This window comes from Corynebacterium sp. HMSC064E08 (assembly GCF_001811805.1).
GTDB classification, from domain to species: domain Bacteria; phylum Actinomycetota; class Actinomycetes; order Mycobacteriales; family Mycobacteriaceae; genus Corynebacterium; species Corynebacterium jeikeium_D.
This window is the reverse complement of sequence record NZ_KV806700.1, coordinates 314,042-336,923: the sequence shown is the minus strand read 5'-3', so window position 1 is coordinate 336,923 and position 22,882 is coordinate 314,042. Positions and strand designations below refer to the sequence as shown.

Annotated in this window: 19 protein-coding genes; 12 read left to right on the top strand and 7 right to left on the bottom strand. The window is 59.2% G+C overall.

Going from position 1 to position 22,882, the window contains the following annotated elements:
• Positions 1–15: 15 nt before the first annotated feature.
• The 3 genes from HMPREF2820_RS07095 (at position 16) to guaA (ending at position 4,620) form a co-directional block, all read left to right on the top strand.
• Positions 16–1,164, top strand: a complete 1,149-nt coding sequence (locus HMPREF2820_RS07095; protein ID WP_016422120.1) for a GuaB3 family IMP dehydrogenase-related protein — start codon at positions 16–18, stop codon at positions 1,162–1,164.
• 119 nt (positions 1,165–1,283) lie between these two features.
• Complete coding sequence (locus HMPREF2820_RS07090) at positions 1,284–3,032, top strand: FAD-dependent oxidoreductase (protein WP_070603512.1); 1,749 nt, start codon at positions 1,284–1,286, stop codon at positions 3,030–3,032.
• Positions 3,033–3,045: 13 nt separating this feature from the next.
• Complete coding sequence (guaA, locus tag HMPREF2820_RS07085; RefSeq protein ID WP_042388426.1) at positions 3,046–4,620, top strand: glutamine-hydrolyzing GMP synthase; 1,575 nt, start codon at positions 3,046–3,048, stop codon at positions 4,618–4,620.
• Positions 4,621–4,624: 4 nt separating this feature from the next.
• Here guaA and HMPREF2820_RS07080 read toward each other — a convergent pair whose 3' ends face one another.
• Positions 4,625–5,386, bottom strand: a complete 762-nt coding sequence (locus tag HMPREF2820_RS07080) for a hypothetical protein (RefSeq protein ID WP_016422123.1) — start codon at positions 5,384–5,386, stop codon at positions 4,625–4,627.
• 65 nt (positions 5,387–5,451) lie between these two features.
• On the opposite strand from HMPREF2820_RS07080, the gene HMPREF2820_RS07075 reads away from it, so the two are divergent.
• From HMPREF2820_RS07075 to HMPREF2820_RS07065, 3 genes are all read left to right on the top strand, one after another.
• Positions 5,452–5,757, top strand: coding sequence for an antibiotic biosynthesis monooxygenase family protein (locus HMPREF2820_RS07075; protein WP_038629377.1), 306 nt, complete (start codon positions 5,452–5,454; stop codon positions 5,755–5,757).
• A gap of 204 nt (positions 5,758–5,961) precedes the next feature.
• On the top strand, positions 5,962–6,657 hold the full coding sequence (locus tag HMPREF2820_RS07070) for a hypothetical protein (RefSeq protein ID WP_070603657.1): 696 nt from the start codon (positions 5,962–5,964) through the stop codon (positions 6,655–6,657).
• A complete protein-coding gene (locus HMPREF2820_RS07065) occupies positions 6,657–8,321 on the top strand; it encodes a Y-family DNA polymerase (RefSeq protein ID WP_070603511.1) in 1,665 nt (554 codons plus the stop codon). The genes HMPREF2820_RS07070 and HMPREF2820_RS07065 overlap by 1 nt, the downstream gene beginning before the upstream one ends.
• A gap of 39 nt (positions 8,322–8,360) precedes the next feature.
• Here the strand turns inward: HMPREF2820_RS07065 and HMPREF2820_RS07060 are convergent, their stop codons facing one another.
• Complete coding sequence (locus HMPREF2820_RS07060; protein WP_070603510.1) at positions 8,361–9,041, bottom strand: AMIN-like domain-containing (lipo)protein; 681 nt, start codon at positions 9,039–9,041, stop codon at positions 8,361–8,363.
• Between the two features lie 164 nt (positions 9,042–9,205).
• Here HMPREF2820_RS07060 and HMPREF2820_RS07055 point away from each other — a divergent pair, with 164 nt between their 5' ends.
• Positions 9,206–10,117 (top strand): sucrase ferredoxin, encoded by a 912-nt coding sequence (locus tag HMPREF2820_RS07055; protein WP_070603509.1) that lies wholly within the window; start codon positions 9,206–9,208, stop codon positions 10,115–10,117.
• Between the two features lie 24 nt (positions 10,118–10,141).
• Here the strand turns inward: HMPREF2820_RS07055 and HMPREF2820_RS07050 are convergent, their stop codons facing one another.
• The 3 genes from HMPREF2820_RS07050 to HMPREF2820_RS07040 all read right to left on the bottom strand — a co-directional run bounded on the left by HMPREF2820_RS07050 (position 10,142) and on the right by HMPREF2820_RS07040 (position 12,820).
• Complete coding sequence (locus HMPREF2820_RS07050) at positions 10,142–10,774, bottom strand: methionine ABC transporter permease (RefSeq protein ID WP_224433327.1); 633 nt, start codon at positions 10,772–10,774, stop codon at positions 10,142–10,144.
• Between the two features lie 65 nt (positions 10,775–10,839).
• A complete protein-coding gene (locus HMPREF2820_RS07045; protein WP_049190340.1) occupies positions 10,840–11,889 on the bottom strand; it encodes a methionine ABC transporter ATP-binding protein in 1,050 nt (349 codons plus the stop codon).
• A 64-nt stretch (positions 11,890–11,953) separates the two neighbouring features.
• Positions 11,954–12,820: a MetQ/NlpA family ABC transporter substrate-binding protein gene (locus tag HMPREF2820_RS07040; RefSeq protein WP_049193263.1), complete on the bottom strand. Its 867-nt coding sequence runs from the start codon at positions 12,818–12,820 to the stop codon at positions 11,954–11,956.
• 247 nt (positions 12,821–13,067) lie between these two features.
• Between HMPREF2820_RS07040 and HMPREF2820_RS07035 the strand changes: the two genes are divergently transcribed.
• From HMPREF2820_RS07035 to HMPREF2820_RS07015, 5 genes are all read left to right on the top strand, one after another.
• Positions 13,068–16,307 carry an error-prone DNA polymerase gene (locus HMPREF2820_RS07035; RefSeq protein ID WP_070603656.1) on the top strand — a complete coding sequence of 1,080 codons (3,240 nt, stop codon included), beginning with the start codon at positions 13,068–13,070 and terminating at the stop codon, positions 16,305–16,307.
• Positions 16,308–16,325: 18 nt separating this feature from the next.
• Complete coding sequence (locus HMPREF2820_RS07030) at positions 16,326–18,290, top strand: alpha/beta hydrolase family protein (protein ID WP_070603508.1); 1,965 nt, start codon at positions 16,326–16,328, stop codon at positions 18,288–18,290.
• Between the two features lie 31 nt (positions 18,291–18,321).
• Complete coding sequence (locus HMPREF2820_RS07025; protein WP_070603507.1) at positions 18,322–18,861, top strand: tRNA (cytidine(34)-2'-O)-methyltransferase; 540 nt, start codon at positions 18,322–18,324, stop codon at positions 18,859–18,861.
• Positions 18,862–18,928: 67 nt separating this feature from the next.
• Entirely contained in the window at positions 18,929–19,786 is an 858-nt protein-coding gene (locus HMPREF2820_RS07020; protein ID WP_005510041.1) for a bifunctional methylenetetrahydrofolate dehydrogenase/methenyltetrahydrofolate cyclohydrolase, read from the top strand.
• A gap of 20 nt (positions 19,787–19,806) precedes the next feature.
• Positions 19,807–20,175, top strand: coding sequence for a DUF3017 domain-containing protein (locus HMPREF2820_RS07015; protein WP_005510063.1), 369 nt, complete (start codon positions 19,807–19,809; stop codon positions 20,173–20,175).
• Between the two features lie 6 nt (positions 20,176–20,181).
• On the opposite strand, the gene HMPREF2820_RS07010 is transcribed toward HMPREF2820_RS07015, so the two are convergent.
• Both HMPREF2820_RS07010 and HMPREF2820_RS07005 read right to left on the bottom strand, forming a co-directional pair.
• Positions 20,182–21,318: a homoserine O-acetyltransferase MetX gene (locus HMPREF2820_RS07010; protein ID WP_016422137.1), complete on the bottom strand. Its 1,137-nt coding sequence runs from the start codon at positions 21,316–21,318 to the stop codon at positions 20,182–20,184.
• A gap of 45 nt (positions 21,319–21,363) precedes the next feature.
• Positions 21,364–22,686, bottom strand: coding sequence for an O-acetylhomoserine/O-acetylserine sulfhydrylase (locus HMPREF2820_RS07005; protein ID WP_048731554.1), 1,323 nt, complete (start codon positions 22,684–22,686; stop codon positions 21,364–21,366).
• Positions 22,687–22,882 lie beyond the last annotated feature (196 nt).

The window sequence follows — 22,882 nt, the reverse complement described above, 5'->3', positions numbered from 1 at the left end:
ATGTGAGGAAAGCTCATGCGCGACATCGTTGAAATCGGTATTGGCCGCGAGGCACGCCGGACCTACGAGTTGGACGATATTGCACTCGTTCCCACTCGGCGTACCCGGTCGTCCAAGGACGTCGATACCTCCTGGCGAATTGATGCCTACGATTTCGAACTCCCGATGATGATGCATCCGACAGATGCCATCGCCAGCCCGGAATCCGTCGCTGAGTTTGCTCGCCTGGGCGGTTTGGCGGTTCTCAACGCCGAGGGTATCTGGGCCCGTCACGCCGATGCGCAGGACAAGATCGCCGAGCTGGTGGAGTTGGCAAAGAATGCCGCCACCAAGCGTGAATCCGAGGCAGTGAACCGCAAGCTGCAGGAACTGCACTCTGCTCCAATTGATACTGACCTGTTGGTTGAGCGCATCAAGGAGATTCGCGCAACCGGCGCGATCACTGCAGTTCGTGTCTCCCCGCAGCATGCCCGTGAGCTGGCTCCGCTGGCTATCAAGGCCGGCATCGACTTGTTGGTTATCCAGGGCACGCTGATTTCCGCAGAGCATGTCACGGCTCAGGGTGAACCACTAAACCTCAAGGACTTCATCGGCAGCCTGGACGTTCCAGTTATCGCCGGTGGCGTTGTCGACTACCAGACTGCGCTGCATCTGATGCGTTCAGGTGCCGCTGGTGTGATTGTCGGTACGGGCTTTACGACGTCTCCGGATGCGCTCGGTATCGATGTGCCAATGGCTACCGCTATTGCGGATGCTGCAGCTGCCCGTAAGGACTACCTCGATGAGACCGAGGGGCGCTACGTCCACATCATTGCCGATGGCGGCATTGATACCGTCGGTGACATTGCCAAGGCAATCGCCTGCGGTGCGGATGCTGTGGCACTGTCCAGTGTGCTGGCAACCGTCCACGAAGCTCCGGGGCAGGGCTACGCCTGGCCGTCTGTTGCGGCACACCCGAAGTACCCGCGCGGTGCGGTGTGGCCGGTCGTCGACGATGAGAAGGAATTGGTCAGCCTGGAAGAGGCTCTGTTTGGCCCTTCCGCTTCGCCGTTCGGTGACCGCAATCTCGCCGGTGGCCTGCGTCGCGCAATGGCCAAATGCGGCTTTACCAACCTGAAGTCCTTCCACCGCGTTGAGCTGTCGGTACGTCCAAAGGGTTTTTAATTAAAGTAATCGGATAGTTTTTTCGCAAAACTACCTTACTGAAAAGCCACCTCCGCTTAGGGTTAGGAACATGAGTTCCGCGCATTAGCGTTACGCCCTTAGAGAAGGTGGCTTTTCCCATGAGTAAACAACGCGATTTCGATGTTGTAATCGTCGGTTCCGGTTTCGGTGGTTCTGTTTCTGCTTTGCGGTTGACTGAAAAGGGCTACCGAGTGGCAGTTCTCGAAGCTGGTCGACGGTTCGAAGATAAAGACTTTGCCAAGACCAGCTGGCGGCTTCACAAGTACCTGTGGGCTCCTAAGCTGAGACTCTTTGGTGTCCAGCGTGTGCACATGTTGAAAGATGTCATGATTCTCGCTGGTGCCGGCGTCGGCGGTGGTTCTCTTAACTACGCAAACACTCTGTATAAGCCGGGTACTGAATACTTCCAGCACCGTCAGTGGGGGCACATTACCGACTGGGAGTCAGAACTCACTCCGCACTATGACAATGCATCTCGCATGCTCGGGGTGGTCACCAACCCATCCGACACGCCTGCCGACGTCGTCATGCGTGAGGTAGCCGAAGATATGGGAGTGGGCCATACTTTCCGCTCGACTCCGGTGGGTGTGTTCTTTGGCGCCAAGACAGGTGGACAGGGTGCGCCAGGGCAAACAGTTTCCGATCCTTACTTCGGGGGGATTGGCCCGGACCGTACTGCTTGTACGGAATGTGGTGAGTGTATGACTGGTTGCCGTCACAATGCCAAGAACACCCTGGTTAAGAACTACCTCTACTTGGCGGAGAAGTTTGGTGCGCAGGTCTTTGACCGCACTACCGTTACCGGCCTGCATCCTCAGGCTGATGGCTCCTGGGTTATTGACACTGAGCGCACTGGCCGTTGGGTAGCTAAGGGCAAGCAGCAGTTTAGCGCTAAGCGCGTCATTCTCGCCGCCGGTGCATGGGGCACCCAGAATTTGCTGCATCGCCAGCAGGCCGATGGGCACTTGCCGCTGCTACCGAAATCTTTGGGCAAGCTGACCCGCACCAACTCCGAGGCTATTTTGGGCGCGATGGGTACGAAGGTGGATCCGGAAAATGACTTTTCTAACGGTGTAGCCATCACTTCGTCATTCTTCCCAGACGAGGACACCCATATCGAGCCAGTGCGCTATGGCAAGGGTTCTAATGCCATCGCAATGCTGCAGATGATTATGACCGAAGGAGGTCGTCGGACTCCGCGATGGTTGCAGGCTGTGGGAACCGTCGTAAAGCATCCTAACTACCTGACGCAGCTCGTGAATCTGCGTAAGTGGTCGCAGCGCACCGTGATTTCTCTGGTGATGCAGAATCGCGACAACTCGATTACGACGTACCTGCAGAAGATTGGGCCGGTGCGTTTCCTGATGAGTAAGCAGGGCGAGGGGGAGCCGAATCCGACGTGGATTCCGTCGGGTAACGAAGCTACGCAACGTGCGGCGGACAAGCTCAGTGCACGTGGTCGGAATGGTCGTGTGCTGGCTGGGGGCACTATCGGTGAGTTGGCAAATATTCCTTTGACAGCTCACTTCATTGGCGGTGCGACGATTTCGGATTCGCCTGAAAACGGCGTCGTTGATCCGTACTTGCGTGTGTGGGGTTACCCGACGCTCTCGATTCACGACGGTTCGGCGATGGCAGCCAACCCGGGAGTGAACCCGTCACTGTCGATTTCCGCGAATGCGGAGCGTGCAACGTCGCTGTGGCCGAATAAGGGTGAGGAAGATCAGCGTCCGGCGCAGGGTGAGTCCTACGTGCGCCTGGATCCGATTGCTCCGGTGAACCCGGCTGTGCCGGAAGATGCTCCGGCTGCACTGAACCTGGGTATGCCTGCAGTCCGTAAGTCTTGATAAGCTTTAGGGCGTGTCTGAACAGGTGACTAAGCCCGTCCTCGTCGTGGACTTCGGTGCGCAGTATGCGCAGCTCATCGCGCGACGTGTGCGCGAGGCAAAAATTTATTCCGAAGTGGTCTCGCATGATGCGACGACCGAAGAAATTAAGGCCAAGAACCCGGCCGCGCTGGTGCTGTCCGGCGGCCCGTCCAGTGCCTACGCCGAAGGTGCCCCGAAGCTCAACCCAGAGTGGCTTGAGCTGGGCATTCCGGTGTTTGGTATTTGCTACGGCTTCCAGGCGATGACTGAGGTGCTCGGCGGCACGATTGCTGCTACCGGTGACCGTGAGTACGGCCGCACGCAGCTGAACGTCGTCGACGGTGGCGGTGTCGCTCACACTGGTGTGCCGGAGACACACGAGGTGTGGATGAGCCACGGTGACGCGGTGTCTAAGGCACCGGAGGGCTTCACCGTTACGGCGTCCACCAAGGGTGCTCCGGTAGCGGCTTTCGAGTGCTTGGAAAAGCGCATGGCCGGTGTGCAGTACCACCCGGAGGTCAACCACTCGCCGTATGGTCAGCAGGTTCTGGAGAAGTTCCTGTATGAGATTGCTGGCCTGGAGCCGGACTGGACTGCCGCTAACATCGCGGAAGAGCTGATTGAGCAGGTCCGTAATCAGGTCGGTGAGACCGGTCGCGCAATTTGCGGTCTGTCTGGCGGCGTTGACTCCGCAGTTGCCGCCGCGCTTGTGCAACGCGCTATTGGTGACCGTCTGACCTGTGTCTTCGTCGACCATGGGCTGCTGCGTCAGGGTGAGCGCGAGCAGGTTGAGAAGGATTTCGTTGCCGCAACTGGTGCGAAGCTGATTACCGTCGACGATTCCAAGGTCTTCCTGGATGCTCTGGCTGGTATCACCGATCCGGAGACCAAACGTAAGACCATCGGCCGTGAGTTCATCCGCTCCTTCGAGCGCGCTGTCGCACAGGCGCTGGAGGGCGCTCCGGAGGGCGAGACCGTGGACTTCCTGGTCCAGGGCACCCTGTACCCGGATGTGGTTGAGTCCGGTGGCGGTTCTGGTACCGCCAACATTAAGAGCCACCACAACGTCGGCGGTCTGCCGGATGACGTTGAGTTCACCCTCGTTGAGCCGCTGCGCCTGCTGTTCAAGGACGAGGTCCGTGCGGTCGGCCGCGAACTGGGGCTGCCGGAAGAAATCGTCGCTCGCCAGCCGTTCCCGGGCCCGGGTCTTGGTATCCGCATCATCGGCGCTGTCGATGAGGAGCGTCTGGATACCCTCCGTCGCGCCGACGCCATTGCACGCGAGGAAATGACGGCCGCAGGTATGGACGAGGTTGTCTGGCAGTGCCCGGTCGTCCTGCTTGCCGACGTCCGCTCGGTTGGTGTCCAGGGTGATGGTCGTACTTATGGCCACCCAATCGTGCTGCGCCCGGTTTCCTCTGAGGATGCGATGACCGCTGACTGGACCCGCGTTCCGTACGACACTTTGGAGAAAATCTCCACTCGTATCACCAACGAGGTGCCTGAGGTCAACCGCGTGGTCCTGGATGTGACTTCCAAGCCACCGGGAACCATTGAGTGGGAGTAAGCCACTAGTTGGCAAGGGCCGTGTCTGTGAGTTGTGCAAACTCGCGGGCACGGCCCTTTTCCGTCAGGGCCGAATTGTTCTTGGCGATGGTGATGCGCTTATCGGCGGCTAGGGTGTGGAGAGCTGCGCTCACGGTATCGTCGTCAAGCATGGCGAAATAGGGGAGCTGGTCGGTGAAGAAGACGTAGCCGTCGCGTAGACGTGCGATGAAGAGGACTGTGAGGATGCGGGCCTCTGGTGAGTCGGCGGGGTAGGGGCAGCGCTGGGCGAAATTGTCAGGAAGATGCGCGGCGAGAGGGAGGAATCCGAATTGCCGCGGCAGGATTGCGCAGGTAGCGGTGATGGCGGACAGAACTAGGGTCATTATGCAGGCGACCGGTGTAGAGGAAATTCGTTCGGCGACGGCGGCAATGATCCATGCTCCGGGGAAGATGAGCAGCACGCTTATACTGCTATTCCACGAGATGTCGTTTGGTGACTCACGCATCGGCTCTGCGAAGTAGGAGGGCCGAGTTTCTTTGGTGGGTGTTTTTGCCTGGCGCACGAAAAGTGTGGTGCCGATGAGTACCAGTAAAAGCGCTATCATGATCCACCAGCCAATGGAGCCGATGATGTGGGCTTTAAGCAATGCGAGCAGTGCGATCACTGCGGTGGTGACGCCAATTGCCGTCCCCAGGCGCACGGGACTATTGATAAATTTTGTCGTGCGTTCGGCCCCGTCTTGGTAAGAGCCTGAAGAGTGTTGGTGCCGGCTGGAATCTGTCATACTTCTTAATTTTAGTAGCGATGGAACTATAGATTGTTGAGAGTTGTGTGGCTAGTGTTATGACCATGAGCATTGTAAAAATTAACGCTATTACCGTTCCTGAGGGTGCGGGAGAAGAGCTCGAACGTCGCTTTTCCGCTAACTCTTCAAAGATGACCGATGTGCCGGGTTTCATTGGTTTCCAACTGCTGCGTCCGACTGCAGGAGAGAGCCGCTACTTCGTCTTTACCGAGTGGGAGAGTGAGGAGGCCTACCAGGGGTGGCGTGAGGGCCGTGCCTTCAAGGCTTCGCATGAGGGCGAAAAGCGCAAGCCGGTGTCGTCGTCGGCTGATTTGCTCGAATTCGATGTAGTTCTGGATGTGAAGGCCTAAGTAGTACGAAATGTAGTACTCGGCTGAGGTTAGAGCGTCGCGCGGTGGTGTGCGGCGCTTTTCTTCGCACATTAATATCGAACGTACGTTCTATTTAGGGTAGTGTTTAATCCGCTTGCTGGGAAAGAATATTCGAGCAGTGTTCGTGGTGGGCAGGGCAGTGAGATGGCAGTGGGATAGCAGCGGGATGAGGTGGAACAAGAAGTGACAACGGCGGTCAATATTGCTGCGGGGCAGTCTAAGGAACAGACTATTGCGGCATTGCGGCAGGCGATGGCAGCCCAGTCTGGTGGGACTGCAACTGGTGCAACCTTTGGGCTCGGTGAGGCTCTGCCGGTGCCGGAGGCGTTGGAAAATACGTTGGCGGGAGCAGTGCGAAAAGGGGCTGTCAGTGTCATTGAACAGCCCGGTGCAGTATTGGCAGGCCTAATCGCGGAAGTCACGAAGACAGGGCATGTTGCGCTAGTTGGACTCGCTGAACAGGGGTTGCTCTCCGTGGTGGAGTTGGGCGGGAAGCTATCGAATATCGTCTGTGTGCCAGATCCTGGGATGCAGCCACTTGAAGTAATTGGGCTGTTGGCGGACGGCGTTGACTTGGTGGTGGCTTCGTTGGCGCGCACTCCGCCGCCGTCGCAGGCACGTCCGCTGCAGGCACGACTGCGCACGAGTGGTTGTGCTCTGGTTTTTGTCGGGCAGCAGTGGCCGGGCGCTGCTGCGGAAATTTCCAGCTCTGTTTCTGGTGTTTCCGGGCTTGGTACTGGTTATGGCCGGATTCGGGCAGTGGATTACCAAGTCAGTGTGTCGGGGACGCGGTTTCCGCGGAGGCAGTGCCGTTGGCGGGTGGGGGAACAGGTGGAACAGAACAATGTGGTCGCGTTTCCCGCACAGAGGAGGTCCTAATGGCAGCGGCGGAATCGAATCGTGTGGTGGCGCTCTGGCTTCCTGATTGGCCAGTGCAGGCAGCGCATCTAGCATCTGTGACGTCGCAGGCTAATCCGCTCAGTCCAGTTGCGATCGTGGGTGATAGCGGAGTAGCTGCTTGTTCTCCGAGTGCGCGCCGTGCAGGGGTACGGCGCGGGCAAAGCCGTCGCCATGCGGAAGCGTTGTGCCCGGAGCTGGAGATTGTCGAGGAAAGTGCGGTGCGCGACGCTGCGGAATTCGAGTCCGTGCTGCAACGGTTGGAGGCGGTGGCAGCTGGGGTCGAAGCTCTACGGCCAGGCTTGGCGGTTGTGGCAGCGCGAGGGGTAATGCGTTATTACGGCGGCCAGGATGTGGCCTTGGAAAAGCTGCTTGATGCCGCTGCGGTACCGGGCGTGGACTGCAGCTTGGGGCTCGCGGACGATATTGTGACAGCTATTTTGGCAGCGCGCAGGGGAGTGCTGGTAGCTCCCGGGGAAGATGAAGGCAAAAGATTTCGGCAGGGAATCTCTCTGGTGGAGCTGAGGGCGGAAAGTGCACTGGAGATGCCCGCAGAGCTTGCGAAGTCGTGGCAGGAACTCGGCCTGCGCACATTGGGGGATGTCGCTGCGTTACCGAAGCGGGATATAGCCAACAGGTTTGGGGCGCAGGGGGCTAGATGGCACGATTTGGCCTGCCGTGGGGAAGTGCGGTTGGTGGCGCCGCGATCTTTGCCGCCCGGACTGGCTGTGAGTTACCAGTCTTGGGAGAGTCCACTCCGGAGAGTGGATGAGGCCTCATTCGTCGCGCGCTTTCTAGCTGGGCAACTGCATGAAAAACTTTTTAACCATGGGTATTCGTGTTACCGCTTAGCGGTAGTGGCGCAATTTAGTGACGGCTCAGAGGTGCGCAGAGTATGGCGCTGCACTGAGCCACTGGCAGAACAGACTACGGCTGACAGGGTTCGGTGGCAGCTCGATGGCTGGCTGAATAACAGGAATCGGCAGCAGCCACGAGGGGACAGCGGCACTGTTGCTGGAACTGTTGACGGCGCTGAGGAAAATGATGGAGATGACAGCCGCGGAATTGTAGAGCTGCAGTTAGAGCCACTGGATGTGGTCGCCGCCGGGACCGTAAAGCAGGATCTGTGGCACGGTAGTGATGATGCGCGAGCCAAAGCGCGCCGGGCTGCCGAGCGTGTGCAGGGGTTACTGGGGTCAGAGGCAGTACAGCAACCAATCATGCAGGGCGGGCGTGGCCCAGGGGAAAGAGTGGGATTTGTCGCGTTCGGAGAAAACCCCAAAAACACAAAAACCGCGGAAAATAATCAGCCGTGGCCGGGAGCTGTTCTTGCCCCCAATCCGGCAACTATTCCCGCGACTGCTAATGCTGAGGTGGAAGTGCTCGATGCCAATGGGCAGACCGTGGGCGTAACTGGGCGAGCGACCATGACGGCGGAACCATCTCTGGTGCGGCATGGAGTGACAACGTACCGCGTGTCATCGTGGGCTGGGCCCTGGCCGATTGATGAGCGCTGGTGGGCGCCCGATGAGGCTCGTCGAGCGGCAAGACTACAAATCCGTGCGGTAGCGTATGACGGTACCATCGCCGCCTGGTTGCTCATAGGGCATGCCGGCGTATGGAGAATCGAGGGTGCTTACGCGTAGAGGCTTAGCGAGGGGCCGGCGCCGGGGTGGGCAACCCGATTACTTCGATTGGAAGTCAATAACCAGGCGGTTCGGATTGCTCAACGAGAAAACCTTGAATGGGGTCTTATCTCCCTTGAGCCCGACGACATATTGAGTCTGTCCCTCGAAGGTGCCGGCGCCAACGACTTCCTTAATAACGGACGTCGATGTCGGCTTGACCGGGTCAGAGGGGAAGTCCTCCATCTGGAAATCAAAGGGGTAACCCATGCCCCGCAAGTCGATTACCAGCTTGGCTGTGCCGTCGACCGAAATCGGTTTGCCGGAGCCCTGTTGGGTCGGCACATCCTCGTAACGGACGAAATATCCCGGAGTGCCCTCGCCCGTGAGTTCAAAGACAATGCGGTCGTAACCGTCGTGGGAACCGACACGGACATCTTCAATACCCAAGTAAGCGCCATCGGAAGGGGCAGCTTCTGAGGAGGAACTATTGAAATCGCCCTCCGGAGCAGCATCGTCATCCATGGTGGTTTGCGCCGCCGCAGATGAGCTAGTGGAGCTGCTAGAGCTGCTTGACAAATCGGAGGTGCCAGCGGTTGAGTCAGTCTTCATAGACACTGCAGCAGCCGAGTCTGGGGATGAGTCAGAGGAGCAAGCGCCGAGAGCCAGGCCCAATGCGAGGCACAGGGATGCCGCGATACGGGTACGGGTGCGCGAAACATCCAGCGATTTCGTATTCATACGTCTGACGGTATGTGCGCAGTTACGGAATTTCAACAAGCTGAACTACAAAAGTCGAGGTCAGAAGTATTTGTTGTCAAAGTGTTGCACAACAGTAACAAAACAGGGGTGAACGCTGCGACCTAAGACCCAATCGCAGGGGGCACTCAATTACGCTTAGGCGTATGAGCCAGGCCAAATTTGATACCACCTGTTCCGCTCAGATGACTGAGCCGCTTCCCGGTACTGCGAAGACCGGAAAGCTCTTTATTGCGTTGGAGCACCAACTCGGTTGGTCGCACGATATTTTTGACGGCGGGGTATGGGGAGCAGAGATCACCGGTCAGGTAGAGGCCTGGTTGTCTGAACGCGGCGGCGCGTTGCAGCTGATTCGAAAGCCAGGCCGAATCGGCCAGCAGCCGTGTGATGGCGTTAACGTCTATATCGCGCATTGTGAATCAGTGGATGGCTCTGAGGTTTTTCTCGAACATCGCATGGTTGCCGATGTTGAAGACCTGATGACTCTGGATATCCGCCCTGGCCAGCCCACCGAGGGGGCCACTCGTCTGGACCATCCACTGTTTCTCATCTGTACGCACGGTAAGCGCGATCGTTGCTGTGCGATTAAAGGTCGCCCGCTCGCTGCTGCGATGCACAATCTCTACCCAGAGGTTGTGTGGGAAACCTCGCACTCTAAGGGGCACCGCTTTGCGCCGGCCAGCGTGCTGTTGCCATGGAATTACAGCTTTGGACGTCTGAGTGCGGTGGATGCCAAGGGGGTCATCGAAGACGCTCAGCAGGGCATCGTGCATGCAGAGGGCTGTCGCGGCCGTGGTATCTACACCCCGCAGGGGCAGGCGGCCGAGTTGGCTGTGCGTCGTCAAGCAGATGCGTGGGGCGTAGACGATGTCGCACGCGTTGACGTCGACGGCACGACTGCAGTCGTCGCGCTTTACGACGGCCCCAGCGACCGCGACAAGGTCGTGGAATATGAAGTGGCCCTGGAGAAAATCACCACGGAAGGCGTTGTGTCTTCCTGCGGTGATGCTCCAGGGCCAAAGAAGGGCTGGGCTGCGGTCGAGGTAACCCGCCGCTAGCTAGTGGCTAGCTAATGTGCGCGGCTACCTGCGCATAATCTTCTTGGAGAGCCAGTTGCCGAAGATCTGCGCCAACTGGACGATGAAGATGATGACCAGGGTTGTCACCAGGGTGACGTTCCAGTCGAATGCCTGGTAACCGTAGGTGATTGCGAAGTTGCCCAGTCCGCCACCGCCGATGTAGCCGGCCATAGCTGACATGTCGACCACGGCGATGAATGCGAAGGTGTAGCCCAGTACCAGCGGGCCCAGTGCCTCCGGCACGACGACCGTCCGGATGATGCGCCACGGACTTGCGCCCATCGCACGGGCGGCCTCAATCACGCCGGGGTCGATGGACATCAAGTTCTGCTCCACCAGGCGCGCGATGGCGAAGGTGGCGGCAATCGACATGACGAACACTGCGGCTTCGGTGCCGATCGTGGTGCCGACCACGTTCTTTGTCAGTGGGCCGATGGCCGTAACCAGGATGATGAACGGGATTGGTCGAACAAAGTTAATCAGGACATTGAGGACCTGGTAGACAAACTTGTTGCGCAGTACGCCACCATCGCGGGTGGTGTAGAGCAGCACGCCGATTGCTAGACCTGCGACACCGCCAATCAGCATGGCGACACAGACCATGTAGAGCGTCTGGCCGAATGCCTCGCCCAGCATCGGGCCGAGGCTATCCCAGTTGGTGTCCTTGCCACTCACCGATGGCAGAGAGTTTAAGAGACCGATCATGATGCAAGCTCCTCTACCTGTGTCAGTTCGGAAATAGCAGCAATGGCGGCATCGAAATCAGAGGAATCCGAGGCGGAATTACCTGTCAGCGGAGTCAACCGCAAAGTAAGGCGGCCGTAGGACTTCGCCTGCACATTGGCGACCGCGCCGTGTGCCACCGAGGCGGCGACACCGTGGGCACTAGTGGCCTGTGCCAGGGCACCGAGGTCAACACCGTCATTGATAGTGATGGTGACCAGGCGAGCTGCTGCGCTCTCGGCAGACTGATTCACCGAATCGCGTTCACGACCAATTGGAACATCGCGCAGTGCGGTGGTGGCGAAGCGGCGGCCAACCTCAGTCTTGGGGTTGGCAAAAACCTCGTGGACCGTACCGGTTTCGACGATGTGACCATTTTCCATGATGGCCATGCGGTCAGCGATACCGCGTACAACCGACATATCATGGGTAATCAGCACGATAGTGACACCCATTTCGCGATTGATGCGACGCAGCAGATCCAGGACGCCGGAAGTAGTTTCCGGGTCGAGTGCCGAGGTGGCTTCGTCGGCAAGCAAGAGCGTCGGTTCGGTGGCGAGCGCACGGGCGATGCCGACACGCTGCTTCTGCCCACCCGAGAGCTGCTCGGGGAAGGACTCCGCCTTGTCGCCGAGACCGACGAACTCCAGCAGCTCCTGGGCGCGAGCGCGGCGCTTAGCCTTCGGCATACCGGCCAGTTCCAGCGGGTATTCAACGTTGCGAATCGCGTTGCGCGAATGGAAGAGGTTGAAGTGCTGGAAAATCATGCCGATATTGCGGCGCAAGCCCCGTAGCTGGCGCTCGGAGATGCCGACGATGTCGGTGTCATCTAGCAAAACCTGCCCGGAGGTTGGCTTTTCCAGGCCGTTAATCATACGGATGAGCGTTGATTTACCAGCGCCGGAATAACCGATGACGCCGAGGATTTCGCCGGGTTCAACGGTTAGGTTGATGTCGGCGAGCGCGGTGACGTCGCCGAATTGCTTGTTCAGCTCGCGGAATTCGAGCTTCGTTCCCTTGTTGGTCACGAGTGAATCAGTGCCCCTTGGTCTGTGTTCCCTGGTGTTGGGCGGTGCTTAGGTGGCAGTGGCGTTAGTTCTGCTCGCGCTGCTGCTCTTCGACGCGATCCAGAATGTCCTGCAGCTCCTTAGCCGAACGGTCAACCGGAACCGAGGTGCCCTTGGAGTCCTCAGCGACTGCGTCCTGGACCTCCTTGGAGTGCCAGATCTTGGAGAGCTCCGCGTACTTCGGGTTGTCAGCATTTTCAGCCTTGGTGACAAAGACGTTGATGTACGGCTCTGCCTCCGTGGAGTTCGGGTCATCCTGGAAGATGGCGGTGTTCGGGTCGATGCCGGCGCGGTCCAGGAAGGAGTTATTGATAATGGCGGGCTTACCCTCGCCGTAGGCGGCCGGAGTCTGAGCGGCATCCACCGGCAGAACCGTGACCTTGGAAGCTTCCTTATCGATGTCAGCAGGGGACGGGGTCAGCAGGTCATCCTGCTTCAGCTTCAGCAGGCCAGCCTGAACCAGCACGTTAATAGCGCGGCCCTGGTTGGACGGGTCGTTCGGGATGACGACCTCGGTGCCCTTCTTCAGCTCATCAACCGACTTGTGGTCCTTCCAGAACAGAGCCAGCGGGACAATTTCGCTCGAGCCAATCGGAGTCAGGTCCGACTTAGCGCCGGCGTTGTACTCAGCCAAGAACTTGATGTGCTGGAAGAGATTGACGTCGAGCTGGCCCTCATCGAGTGCGCGGTTCGGGGTCTGGTAGTCGGAGAAGGACTGAACATCCAGATCGATGCCCTGTTCGGAAGCCTTCTGCTCGAAAACGGTCCAGGCCTTCTTGCCGGCATCCGTGGTGCCGATGCGAATGGCATCATCCGAGCTGCCACAGGCGGTAAGGCCGGTTGCGGCGAACGCGACAGTAAGTACACCGGCGGAAAAACGCTTGAGGTTCATCGAGGGGTCTCCTTATTTAATGGGATTTGTTAGCTGAAGTTTTAAGGCAGAACTAGACCAAGCTGTCTTTAATTCTGGGGTTAAGGCTAGCACTTGCCCAGGTAGTGCTGAAAATTCAACTTCAGCCTAAACAGTCGAACGTGGCTGAGGTGTGACTTACGGATGCGTCCCGGGGGTGGCGCTTAATGCACATACTAATCGAAAATACGTTTGAATGCAGTCCGTAGGGTGGGTTAATGTTCATGGCATGGAAAACATCTCGGACGGACAGTCGGAGCAGTCCGGTCGGCCACTGAGCTGGTCGCGGATTGAGCGTATTCTATCGGGTAAATTTTCAGGAAAACTACAGCCTAATGGCAGCTTCAATGGCTGGCGGGGGCAGCTGTCAGATTCCATCGTTGGGGCTTTTGAAGCTCCGGAAAGCGGTGTTAGTGGCGGAGGTGGCGTGTCATTTTCGCCTGCGGATATTAAGGCGGAATTGCACTGTCGTTCGAGCTATTCATTCCTGCATGGCGCATCGGATCCGGAAGAATTGGTGTCCGAGGCTGCGCGTTTGGGGTTAAACGTGTTGGGGCTCGCAGATCGCGATGGTTTCTATGGAATCGCTCGTTTTGCCGAGGCTGCAGCGGAGGCTGGTATCGCCACAATCATCGGCGCGGAGCTGGGGCTTCCGCAGCGGCCCCTCACAGTGCTGGGGCGGGGGCCCGAGGGCTATCGGCGCCTGAGCCACACGCTGTGTGATGCGCATATGTCGGCAGGGGAGAAGTCCGTCGTCCGCTATCCCTCGCTGCCAGAGTTAGGGGAGGCCGCAGGTGGTTTCTGGCAGGTGCTTGCCGACGTCAGCTGGGTCGGCGACTTGGAAGAGCTCATTGCGGCCTTCGGTGCGGAGAACGTGGCGCTCGAGCACCGCCTGAGCCCCACCGCACAGGTGGCCGATGACGCGGAGGCGATTTCGGCCGCAGCTGTGAAGTATGGCCTGCGAGAGGTGGTTTCCTCTGCTGCGACGGCGGCCTCGCCTGCGGCAAGCCGGTTGGCCGGGGCGAAGCAGGCCCTTGCTGTGCGGGAGGACCTAGACGGGTTCGAGTCACGGCTGGAGCCCGCAGGCGGAGCTTGGTTGCGTTCGTGGGAGGAGCTATCGGCGGCAACACGGTATCTGGGGGCGCAGGTACTGCAGGCAACACAGGACATTGCAGGTGAGTGTGCTTTTACGCTTGATCTCATTGCGCCTGAGTTGCCTCGCTGGGAGGTTCCTGCTGGTCACGATGAGGACTCATGGTTGCGGGAAATTGCTCGTGCAGGGGCACGGCGGCGGTATGGTCCGGTCGATGGAGCTGGGGATAGCTCCGTGCAAGCGCGGGCGTGGGCGCAGTTAGAGAATGAGCTGACTGTGATTCGAGAGCTGGGTTTTCCGGGCTACTTCCTCATCGTGCATGACATCTGTGAGTTCTGTCGCCGGGCGGGAATTCTGGCACAGGGCCGCGGTTCGGCCGCTAACTCGGTGGTGTGTTTTGCGCTGGGGATCACCAATGTTGACCCCATTAGTGCCGGGCTGTTGTTTGAGAGGTTTTTGTCGCCAGAACGGGATGGGCCACCGGATATCGATGTAGATATCGAGTCTGGCCGTAGGGAAGAGGTCATCCAATACGTCTATGAAAAGTATGGTCGTGACAATGCCGCGCAGGTGGCCAATGTCATTACCTACCGGCGGCGCGGTGCATTGCGCGATGCGGCGCGGGTGTTGGGGTACTCGCCGGGCGTTATCGATGCGTGGGTCAGAGACCGGGAGGTGTGCCCGCCGGAGCCGGTGCAGCAACTGGCGGAGCATCTTCGTGGGCAGCCTCGTCATTTAGGCATTCACTCTGGCGGAATGGTGATTTGTGATCGGCCGATTGCGGATGTCGTGCCAGTGGAATGGGCACGCATGGAAGGTCGTTCGGTAGTGCAGTGGGATAAGGATGACTGTGCGGCAGCGGGACTGGTGAAATTCGACCTGCTTGGCCTCGGAATGCTGGAGGCCATCCACCATTGCATTGACTTGGTCTATGAACAGCATGGGCGCCGAGTGAACCTGTGGGAAATAGATGTCGCCGAGCCGGGGGTCTATGAGATGTTGGCACGCGCGGACGCGGTGGGCGTGTTTCAGGTGGAATCGCGCGCGCAGCTGGCCACCTTGCCCCGACTGAAGCCGAGGGAGTTCTTTGATCTGGTGGTGGAGGTGGCACTCATTCGCCCAGGCCCCATTCAAGGCGGTAGCGTGCACCCCTACATTCGCCGCCGAAATGGACTCGAACCAGTGACCTATGAGCATCCAGTGCTGGAGAAGTCCCTCGGGAAGACACTGGGCATCCCGCTATTTCAAGAGCAGCTGATGCAAATGGCCGTCGATGCGGCGGGTTTCAGTGGGGCGGAAGCGGACTCGCTGCGTCGCGCTATGGGGTCGAAGCGCTCAGTGGCCAAAATGGAAGCGCTTCATGCCCGTTTTCTGGCTGGGCTGGAGCGCACCAGTGGCATTGATGCGGATATTGGGGAACAACTGTGGAACAAGATAGTGGCCTTTGCCGCCTACGGTTTCCCGGAATCACACGCGCAGTCGTTTGCCTCCTTGGTGTATTTCTCGGCTTGGTTTAAGTACCACTATCCGGCGGAGTTCTGTGTCGCATTGCTCCGTGCTCAGCCCATGGGGTTTTACTCTCCGCAGTCGTTGATTGCCGATGCCCGCCGGCACGGTATCGGCTGCGATGGTCCGGATATCGCGGTTTCAGGCGTGGAAGCCCGCGTCATCGATGGGCGTATTCGTTTGGGGCTCGGCGCCATTGCCGGTGTGGGCAATGACGTGGCGGAACGTATCGTCGCAGCGCGGCCATTTGTCAACGCAGCAGATGTCGCCCGCAGAGCTCGGCTGGGTGTTGGGCACATGGAAGCACTGGCGCGCGCAGGAGCACTTGGGTCGCTGGGGATTGACCGTCGTCAAGCACTGTGGGCGGCGGGCGTGGCGGCGACGGAAAGTGAGGGCATGCTGCCGGGGCTCACGCTTGCCGACGCACCTGCGTTGCCCGGCATGACGGAGTTTGAGCTGGCAGCTGCCGATTTGACGGCAACGGGAGTGACCCCGGGGCAGTACCCGGTGGCCGCGTTGCGGGCAGACCTGCAGGAACGTGGAGTGGTGCCTGCGGCGGAACTGAAAACAGTGCCCGATGGAACACGAGTAGAAGTGGCGGGAGTCGTGACGCATAGGCAACGTCCGGGGACCGCTGGCGGAGTGACATTTTTGGGAATGGAGGACGAAACTGGGCTGGTGAATGTGCTGTGTACGCCGGGGCTGTGGAATCGATTTCGGCCGGTAGCGGTGAATTCGCGGGCGATGGTGGTGCGCGGTATCGCGCAGACAGCCTCTGGTGCGGTGACAATCGTGGCCGATCGTCTGGTGGATATGTCCGAGGCACTGGGGCGGCCAGTGGTGGCAGGTCGAAGTAGAGATTTTCGCTGACTACTAGAATGGATTGTCATGCGCCAGACCTATGAATCCTCGTTAGCACCGGATGGGAGTGCAATCGCCTTTATTGTCCGCGATAGCGGCTACCCGCATGCGGTACAGCAGGAGATTACTCCGGAGGGGCTAGGGGCGGAGCGCCCCGTGAAACTGCCGGTGGAAGGCCCGGTTACCAGGGTGCTGCACTCCCCGGATGGAAAGTGGATCGCCTGCGAGGTCTCTCCGTACGGTACGGAGCGACTGCAGACCTGGCTGGTATCCACCGATCCGGAGGTCGACGGTGCCCGCCCCCTGCGTATGGATGCGGATATGCGCGCCACACTGGTGGAATGGGATAACGATCTCCTAGCGATGAACGCGGTCGATGCCCAGGGCATTAACTATGCGCGTTTGGTCAACCCGACGGACTCAAAGTATGAGGTCATTGATAAACGCACTGACAGCCAGCTGGTAGCGGCTGAAGGCGGGTTTGGCCTCGTGCGGGTGGGGCCGCGAGGCCACCGTGAGCTACTGCTGGTCGGGCCGGGGCAGCAGTGGCAGCCGCTGTTGCCGTCCGATCCCGGCTCCACCACAGATGCCGGTGTCTTATTGGCGCATCCGGGGCAGGAGAAGCTGACCGCATTCGTACTCTCAGATCATGGCGCGGAACAGCGTCGCATCCTGCGCCTGGGTATTACTCCCGATAGCGGTATCAGCACTACTGAGCCGCGCACAGCGGAATCGACCGCAGCGGAGATTTTGGATATGAAGATCGGCATCGAAGTTGATGTCGAGGAGTTCATTGGCAATCCGGATCAAGACGTCGAAGAATTTGTCATCAGTGAGGATTCCTCCACTGCGGCTGTGCTGTGGAACAGCGGTGGGGTCAGCACGCTTGAGGTGCTTACCCTTGGCCTTCACCCGCAGACTGACGACATGCGGGTGATGGTGCGCCGCAATGTGGAATTGCCGGGCATGGTTGCGCGTGAGCTGTCAATCTCCGGTGACGGTGAGCTGATCTCCCTGACAGTAGAAGGGCCAGGCCTTGCGCCAACGGTGGAGATTCTGCGCAATATCGGTGGTGTCATTGAGCCATTGGACATGGATCGCACCGAACGGATTTTGGCTCTGGAAGAGAAGAATCTGGAGACTATGCCGGCCCCAGAGCTGGTCTACTTTGTCTCCCGCGATGGGTTGGAACTGTCTGGTTGGCTCTACCTTCCGGAGTCGGTGCGCAATAGTTCTAATGACGTTTCCGGAAACGCACTACCGCCGGCTTTTATCCACATCCACGGCGGACCAGAGCTGCAGGCGAAACCCATCCACCACGATGTTCTAGCCAGCATTGTGGAGGCGGGCTTCGTGGTGTTCACTCCTAACGTGCGCGGTTCCTCGGGGTCCGGTAGGTCATTCGAGCACGCAGGTGACCGCTATGGACGCTTTGCCGCTATTGCGGATATCGCAGCGGCGCGTGCCTTCCTCGTTGATGCCGGGTTGGCGGACCCAGAACGCATTGCTCTGGGCGGGCGATCCTACGGTGGCTTCATGTCGTTGTTGGCCTCGGCATGGTATCCGGATCAGTTTGCGGCCATCGTCGATGCCTGCGGAATGACAAGTTTTGAAACCTACTACCAATCCACCGAGCCCTGGTTGGCGCAGGCCGCGTTCCCCCGATACGGCTACCCGTACCAGGATGCTGAGCTTCTGCGCGATATCTCGCCGCTGCACCGTGCGGAGGAAATGAAGGTTCCAACTCTCTTTATCCACGGCGAGTGGGATACCAACGTGCCTCCGCGAGAGTCCGGTCAGATGCGCAACGCCATGGACGCATACGGCGTGCCCACCGATTTTCTAGTGGTCGAGGGAGAGGGCCATAAGTTCTCGAAGCCGAGGAGCCGAGCGCTAATCGGTGAGACCATCATCGCGTTTTTCACCGAGCACGGTGTGTGCGATGCGGCGCCTGCCACGACAGCGGCAGCAGAAACCAACAACGAGCAGTAAAAGAAACAGCGGAAAAGAACTGACGGAAGAAATGAATAGCGCCACGACCGAGCCAACGAACGCCGAGCCAACCAACTCCACAGACTGGATTACGAGCCACACCTGCCACGTGCTTTTTGACCGGCCTGTCATCCCGCCGAACACCGGAAACGCTATCCGCATGTGTGCGGGCTCTGGAGCTATGCTGCATCTGGCCAAGCCATTGGGGTTCAACTTCGATGACAAGAATCTGCGTCGCGCCGGGCTGGATTACCATGACCTGGCCGATGTGCGTATTCACGATTCCATCGATCAAGCGTTGGAGGCCTTTGCCAGCCAAGGGTGCCGCATCTTTGCCTTTACCGCACACGCTGACACGTGGCACACAGATATTGAGTACACGAACACCGATGTACTGCTCTTTGGTCCAGAGCCAACCGGGTTGGAACAGTCAGTGCTCGATGATCCGCGAATTACACAATTAATCCGAATTCCGATGCTGCCAGCTCGTCGCAGCATGAACCTTTCCAACGCCGCAGCAGTGGCTGCTTATGAAGTCTGGCGTCAGCAGGGCTTTGTGGGCGGTAAATAGGGCCAAGGCGAGGGCGGTTACGGGGCGTTTCTGGGCATTATTCGCTCCTGTGCCTAAGATAAATGCCATGGCAGCGACAAAGCTTGATGGCAAACTCTACCGAGACGAAATCTTTGAAGACCTGGAAAAGCGCGTTGAGCGTTTGAAGGAAGCCGGCTACACCCCGGGGCTGGCCACCGTGTTGGTTGGTGATGATCCGGGCAGCCACTCTTACGTCAAGATGAAGCATCGCGACTGTGAGCAGATTGGTATCGCCTCTATCCGCCGTGACCTTCCGGCTGACACCACGCAGGAAGAACTTGAGGCAGTAATCACCGAGCTGAATGAAAGCCCGGAGTGCACAGGCTACATTGTTCAGTTGCCACTGCCGAAGCACCTGGATGAAAACCGTATTCTGGGGCTCATCGATCCGGAGAAAGACGCCGATGGCCTCCACCCGGTAAACCTGGGCAAGCTGGTCCTCAACGAGCCAGCACCACTGCCGTGTACCCCAAACGGCTGTATCCACCTGCTGCGACGCTTCGGCGTCGAGCTCAACGGTGCCAAGGTTGTTGTTATCGGCCGCGGTGTCACCGTTGGTCGCCCAATCGGCTTGATGCTCACTCGCCGCAGCGAGAACTCCACCGTGACGCTGTGCCACACCGGCACCAAGGACTTGGCCGCTGAAACCCGTCAGGCTGATGTCATCATCGCAGCCGCTGGTGTCGCTCATATGCTTACTGCAGACATGGTCAAGCCTGGCGCTGCTGTACTCGACGTGGGAGTTTCGCGTGTCGACGGCAAGCTGGCCGGTGACGTTGCCGATGACGTCTGGGACATTGCCGGTTACGTATCCCCGAACCCAGGTGGTGTCGGCCCACTGACTCGCGCTTTCCTCGTACGCAATGTCGTCGAGCGCGCTGAAAAGCTCGCTGGCCTGGCCTAGCCAGCCAGGAGGAACAACTCGTGTCGAAAAGGGAAATTGCGCAGCGTGCCCGGCGGGAAGACCTGCCGGATCCAATGCTGAACCCGCACAGCCCGAAGACCCCGCCGCCGGGGGCATCGTGGCCAATGTGGGTGCAGTATACGATTTACGGCGCGCTCTTTTTCGGCATGTCCGCCTTCGTTGTGTTTCTGGGGCTGGAGCGGTGGCGACGCGCCACATTCATGCTGGGAAGCACAATGATGCTGCTCGGTGTGGCTAGGCAGTACCTGCCGGACAGCATTCTAGGTGTGTTCTCTGTGCGATCCCGGGCCTTTGACCTTTGGTTTTGCTCCATAATCGGGATGGGAATCGTATTCCTTGCAGTCAGCGTGGATGCGCTGGGAAGCTAGCTGACATTAACTGACATCGCGAGCGAGGAAATTACGCACAATCGAATCCACTCGTTCGAACTCCGTCAAGAATCCGTCGTGCCCCACGGCGGATTCAATCTTTTCTAGCCCCAAGCAGTTGCCCAGATTGCGGGCGAGGTGCTCCTGCTGGTGGAAGGGGTAGAGAATGTCCGTGTCCACACCGGCAACCATGGTCGGCACGGTTGACGAGTGCAGCGCTTCATTGAGGCCACCGCGATCACGGCCAATATTGTGCCGATTCAAGGTATCGGTGAGCACGACATACGAGCCTGCATCGAAACGCTGGGCAAGCTTCTCCGCTTGGTGATCCAAGTAGCTTTCTACCTGGAAGCGATCTTCCGTGCGCATCGCGCCCAGCGGATCCTCACCGGGCTGCGCTGCCGCGCCAAAGCGATCATCCATCTCCAGCTCGCCACGGTACGTCAAATGCGCGACCCTGCGTGCAAAACCCAGACCTCGAGCCGGAGTCACACCGCGGTCGTAGTAGTCGCCGCCATGCCAATCGGGATCGGACTCAATGAATTGAATCTGCGCAGACTGAATACCAATCTGCCAAGCAGACGCACGTGCGCCGACACACATCACCAATGCCTTGCCGACGAAATCAGGGTGCATCAGTGACCACTCAAGCGCGCGGGCCCCACCCAAGGAGCCGCCAATGACAGCTTGGAGGCGGGAAATTCCCAGTTCCTGCAGCGCAAGGTGCTCCACCGTCACCGTGTCGCGCACGGAGATAGCGGGAAAGCGAGAGCCCCAGGGCTTGCCGTCGTCCGGATGTGGGCTGGAAGGGCCGGTTGTACCGCGACAGCCACCGATGACGTTGGTGCAGATAATGCAGTACTCGTCGGTATCTAGTGCGCGGGCAGAGCCGATCATCCCGTTCCACCAACCCGCAGTCGGGTGGTACTCATCCGAGGGGCCGGAAGCGTGGGCGTCGCCGGTTAGAGCGTGCTCGAGGAGGATGACATTCGAGCAGTCGTCGTTAAGCCGACCCCAGCGTTCGAACTCGACAGTGACGTCGGGGATGACCGCGCCAGCCTCGGTTGTGACATCGCCGATAAAGACACGCCCCGGCTCGCCCTCGGGTGGGAGGGCGGCCGGGGTAGATGGGGAAAAGCTCATGCCTTATAGACTACTTAGTCCGTTCTGTGTCTGTGTACAAACGGTCTACGCGAGTGCTGCGAAGCCGCCCTCGAGATCGGCGATGATGTCATCGATGTTCTCGATACCGACAGAGAGGCGAACGGTGGCCTGGGAAATGCCGGCGCGGGTCAGACCCTCCTCATCGGACTGGGAGTGGGTGGTGGTGGCCGGGTGGACAACCAGCGAGCGGACGTCGCCGATGTTGGCGACGTTGGAGTGCAGCTTCAGAGCGTCAATAAACTTCCAAGCCTTGGCGGTGTCGGCATCCTTCAGGTCGAAGGAGAGTACGCCGCTGGCGCCGGAAAGGCCCAGCTTGTTCAGCGTCTCGTACCACGGGGAGCTCGGCAGGCCGGCGTAGTTGACCTTGGCGACCAGCGGGTGGTTCTCGAGGAACTCAGCGACAGCCTTGGCGTTCTCATTGTGGCGCTCGATGCGCAGAGCCAGGGTGTCGAGGCCCTGAGCCAGAACCCAGGCGTTGAACGGAGCCGGGGCAGCGCCGGTGTCGCGGAGAATGCCAGCGCGAGCACGCAGTGCGAAGGCCGGGGCGCCCAGGTCGGCGAACTTCAGGCCGTGGTAAGCCTCGTCGGCCTCGGTGAAGTTCGGGAAGATGGAACGGCCGTTGCGGGTCTGAGTCCAGTCGAACTTGCCACCGTCGACGATGACACCGCCAAGGGAGGAGCCGTTACCAGTCAGGAACTTGGTGGTGGAGGAAACCACGACGTCAGCACCGTGCTCGAGCGGGCGCAGCAGGGCCGGGGTCGGAACCGTGTTGTCGACAATCAGCGGAACGTTGTTGCGGTGTGCAACCTCGGCGATGGCCGGGATATCGAGGACATCGATCTGCGGGTTGGCAATGGACTCACCGTAGAAACCGACGGTGTTGTCCTGAACTGCTGCCTGCCAGGACTCCGGGTCATCCGGGTTCTCGACGAAAGTGCAGTCGATGCCAAGGCGCGGCAGGGTGACCTTGAACAGGGTCTCAGTACCGCCGTAGAGGCGTGGCGAAACGACGAAGTGGTCGCCTGCACGAGCCAGGGTGAGGACAGCAGCGGTCTCAGCTGCCTGGCCGGAGGAGAACAGTACGGCAGCGACGCCGCCCTCGAGGCTGGCGATGCGCTGCTCGACGGCATCCACAGTCGGGTTGGTCAGGCGGGAGTAAATCGGGCCTGCATCCGAGAGGTTGAAGCGGTTGGCAGCGTGCTCAGCGGAATCGAAGACGTAGGAGGAGGTGTTGTAAATCGGCAGGTTGCGCGCGGAGGTCTGTGCGTCCGGAGCGAAGCCGGCGTGAATAGCGCGAGTGGACAGGCCCCAGTTGGCGGCGTTGCTGTTGTCGTACTTGGTGGTCATTTCAGATACTTCCTTGCGGTTTTTGAGATTGTTCAAAACGTTGCTTACAAACAATAGTGAACCAAGCTGTCTATTGCAAAGTTTTGGAAAAACCCAAGGTAAGAGGGTGTGTGTATCTGTGTCGAGAGTGCTATAGCCCGCTTAGTACGGATTGGTTTGATTGGCTCTGGGGCGTGGCCAGTTGTGGGGGGTGGGG

What these genes read in the sequence shown, in the direction of transcription:
- HMPREF2820_RS07095 (WP_016422120.1), top strand. Translation starts at nt 16, where the DNA reads ATGCGCGACATCGTTGAAATCGGTATTGGCCGCGAGGCACGCCGGACC.
- HMPREF2820_RS07090 (WP_070603512.1), top strand. Translation starts at nt 1,284, where the DNA reads ATGAGTAAACAACGCGATTTCGATGTTGTAATCGTCGGTTCCGGTTTC.
- HMPREF2820_RS07080 (WP_016422123.1), bottom strand. Translation starts at nt 5,386, where the DNA reads ATGACAGATTCCAGCCGGCACCAACACTCTTCAGGCTCTTACCAAGAC.
- HMPREF2820_RS07075 (WP_038629377.1), top strand. Translation starts at nt 5,452, where the DNA reads ATGAGCATTGTAAAAATTAACGCTATTACCGTTCCTGAGGGTGCGGGA.
- HMPREF2820_RS07065 (WP_070603511.1), top strand. Translation starts at nt 6,657, where the DNA reads ATGGCAGCGGCGGAATCGAATCGTGTGGTGGCGCTCTGGCTTCCTGAT.
- HMPREF2820_RS07060 (WP_070603510.1), bottom strand. Translation starts at nt 9,041, where the DNA reads ATGAATACGAAATCGCTGGATGTTTCGCGCACCCGTACCCGTATCGCG.
- HMPREF2820_RS07055 (WP_070603509.1), top strand. Translation starts at nt 9,206, where the DNA reads ATGAGCCAGGCCAAATTTGATACCACCTGTTCCGCTCAGATGACTGAG.
- HMPREF2820_RS07050 (WP_224433327.1), bottom strand. Translation starts at nt 10,774, where the DNA reads ATGCTGGGCGAGGCATTCGGCCAGACGCTCTACATGGTCTGTGTCGCC.
- HMPREF2820_RS07040 (WP_049193263.1), bottom strand. Translation starts at nt 12,820, where the DNA reads ATGAACCTCAAGCGTTTTTCCGCCGGTGTACTTACTGTCGCGTTCGCC.
- HMPREF2820_RS07035 (WP_070603656.1), top strand. Translation starts at nt 13,068, where the DNA reads ATGGAAAACATCTCGGACGGACAGTCGGAGCAGTCCGGTCGGCCACTG.
- HMPREF2820_RS07030 (WP_070603508.1), top strand. Translation starts at nt 16,326, where the DNA reads ATGCGCCAGACCTATGAATCCTCGTTAGCACCGGATGGGAGTGCAATC.
- HMPREF2820_RS07025 (WP_070603507.1), top strand. Translation starts at nt 18,322, where the DNA reads ATGAATAGCGCCACGACCGAGCCAACGAACGCCGAGCCAACCAACTCC.
- HMPREF2820_RS07020 (WP_005510041.1), top strand. Translation starts at nt 18,929, where the DNA reads ATGGCAGCGACAAAGCTTGATGGCAAACTCTACCGAGACGAAATCTTT.
- HMPREF2820_RS07010 (WP_016422137.1), bottom strand. Translation starts at nt 21,318, where the DNA reads ATGAGCTTTTCCCCATCTACCCCGGCCGCCCTCCCACCCGAGGGCGAG.
- HMPREF2820_RS07005 (WP_048731554.1), bottom strand. Translation starts at nt 22,686, where the DNA reads ATGACCACCAAGTACGACAACAGCAACGCCGCCAACTGGGGCCTGTCC.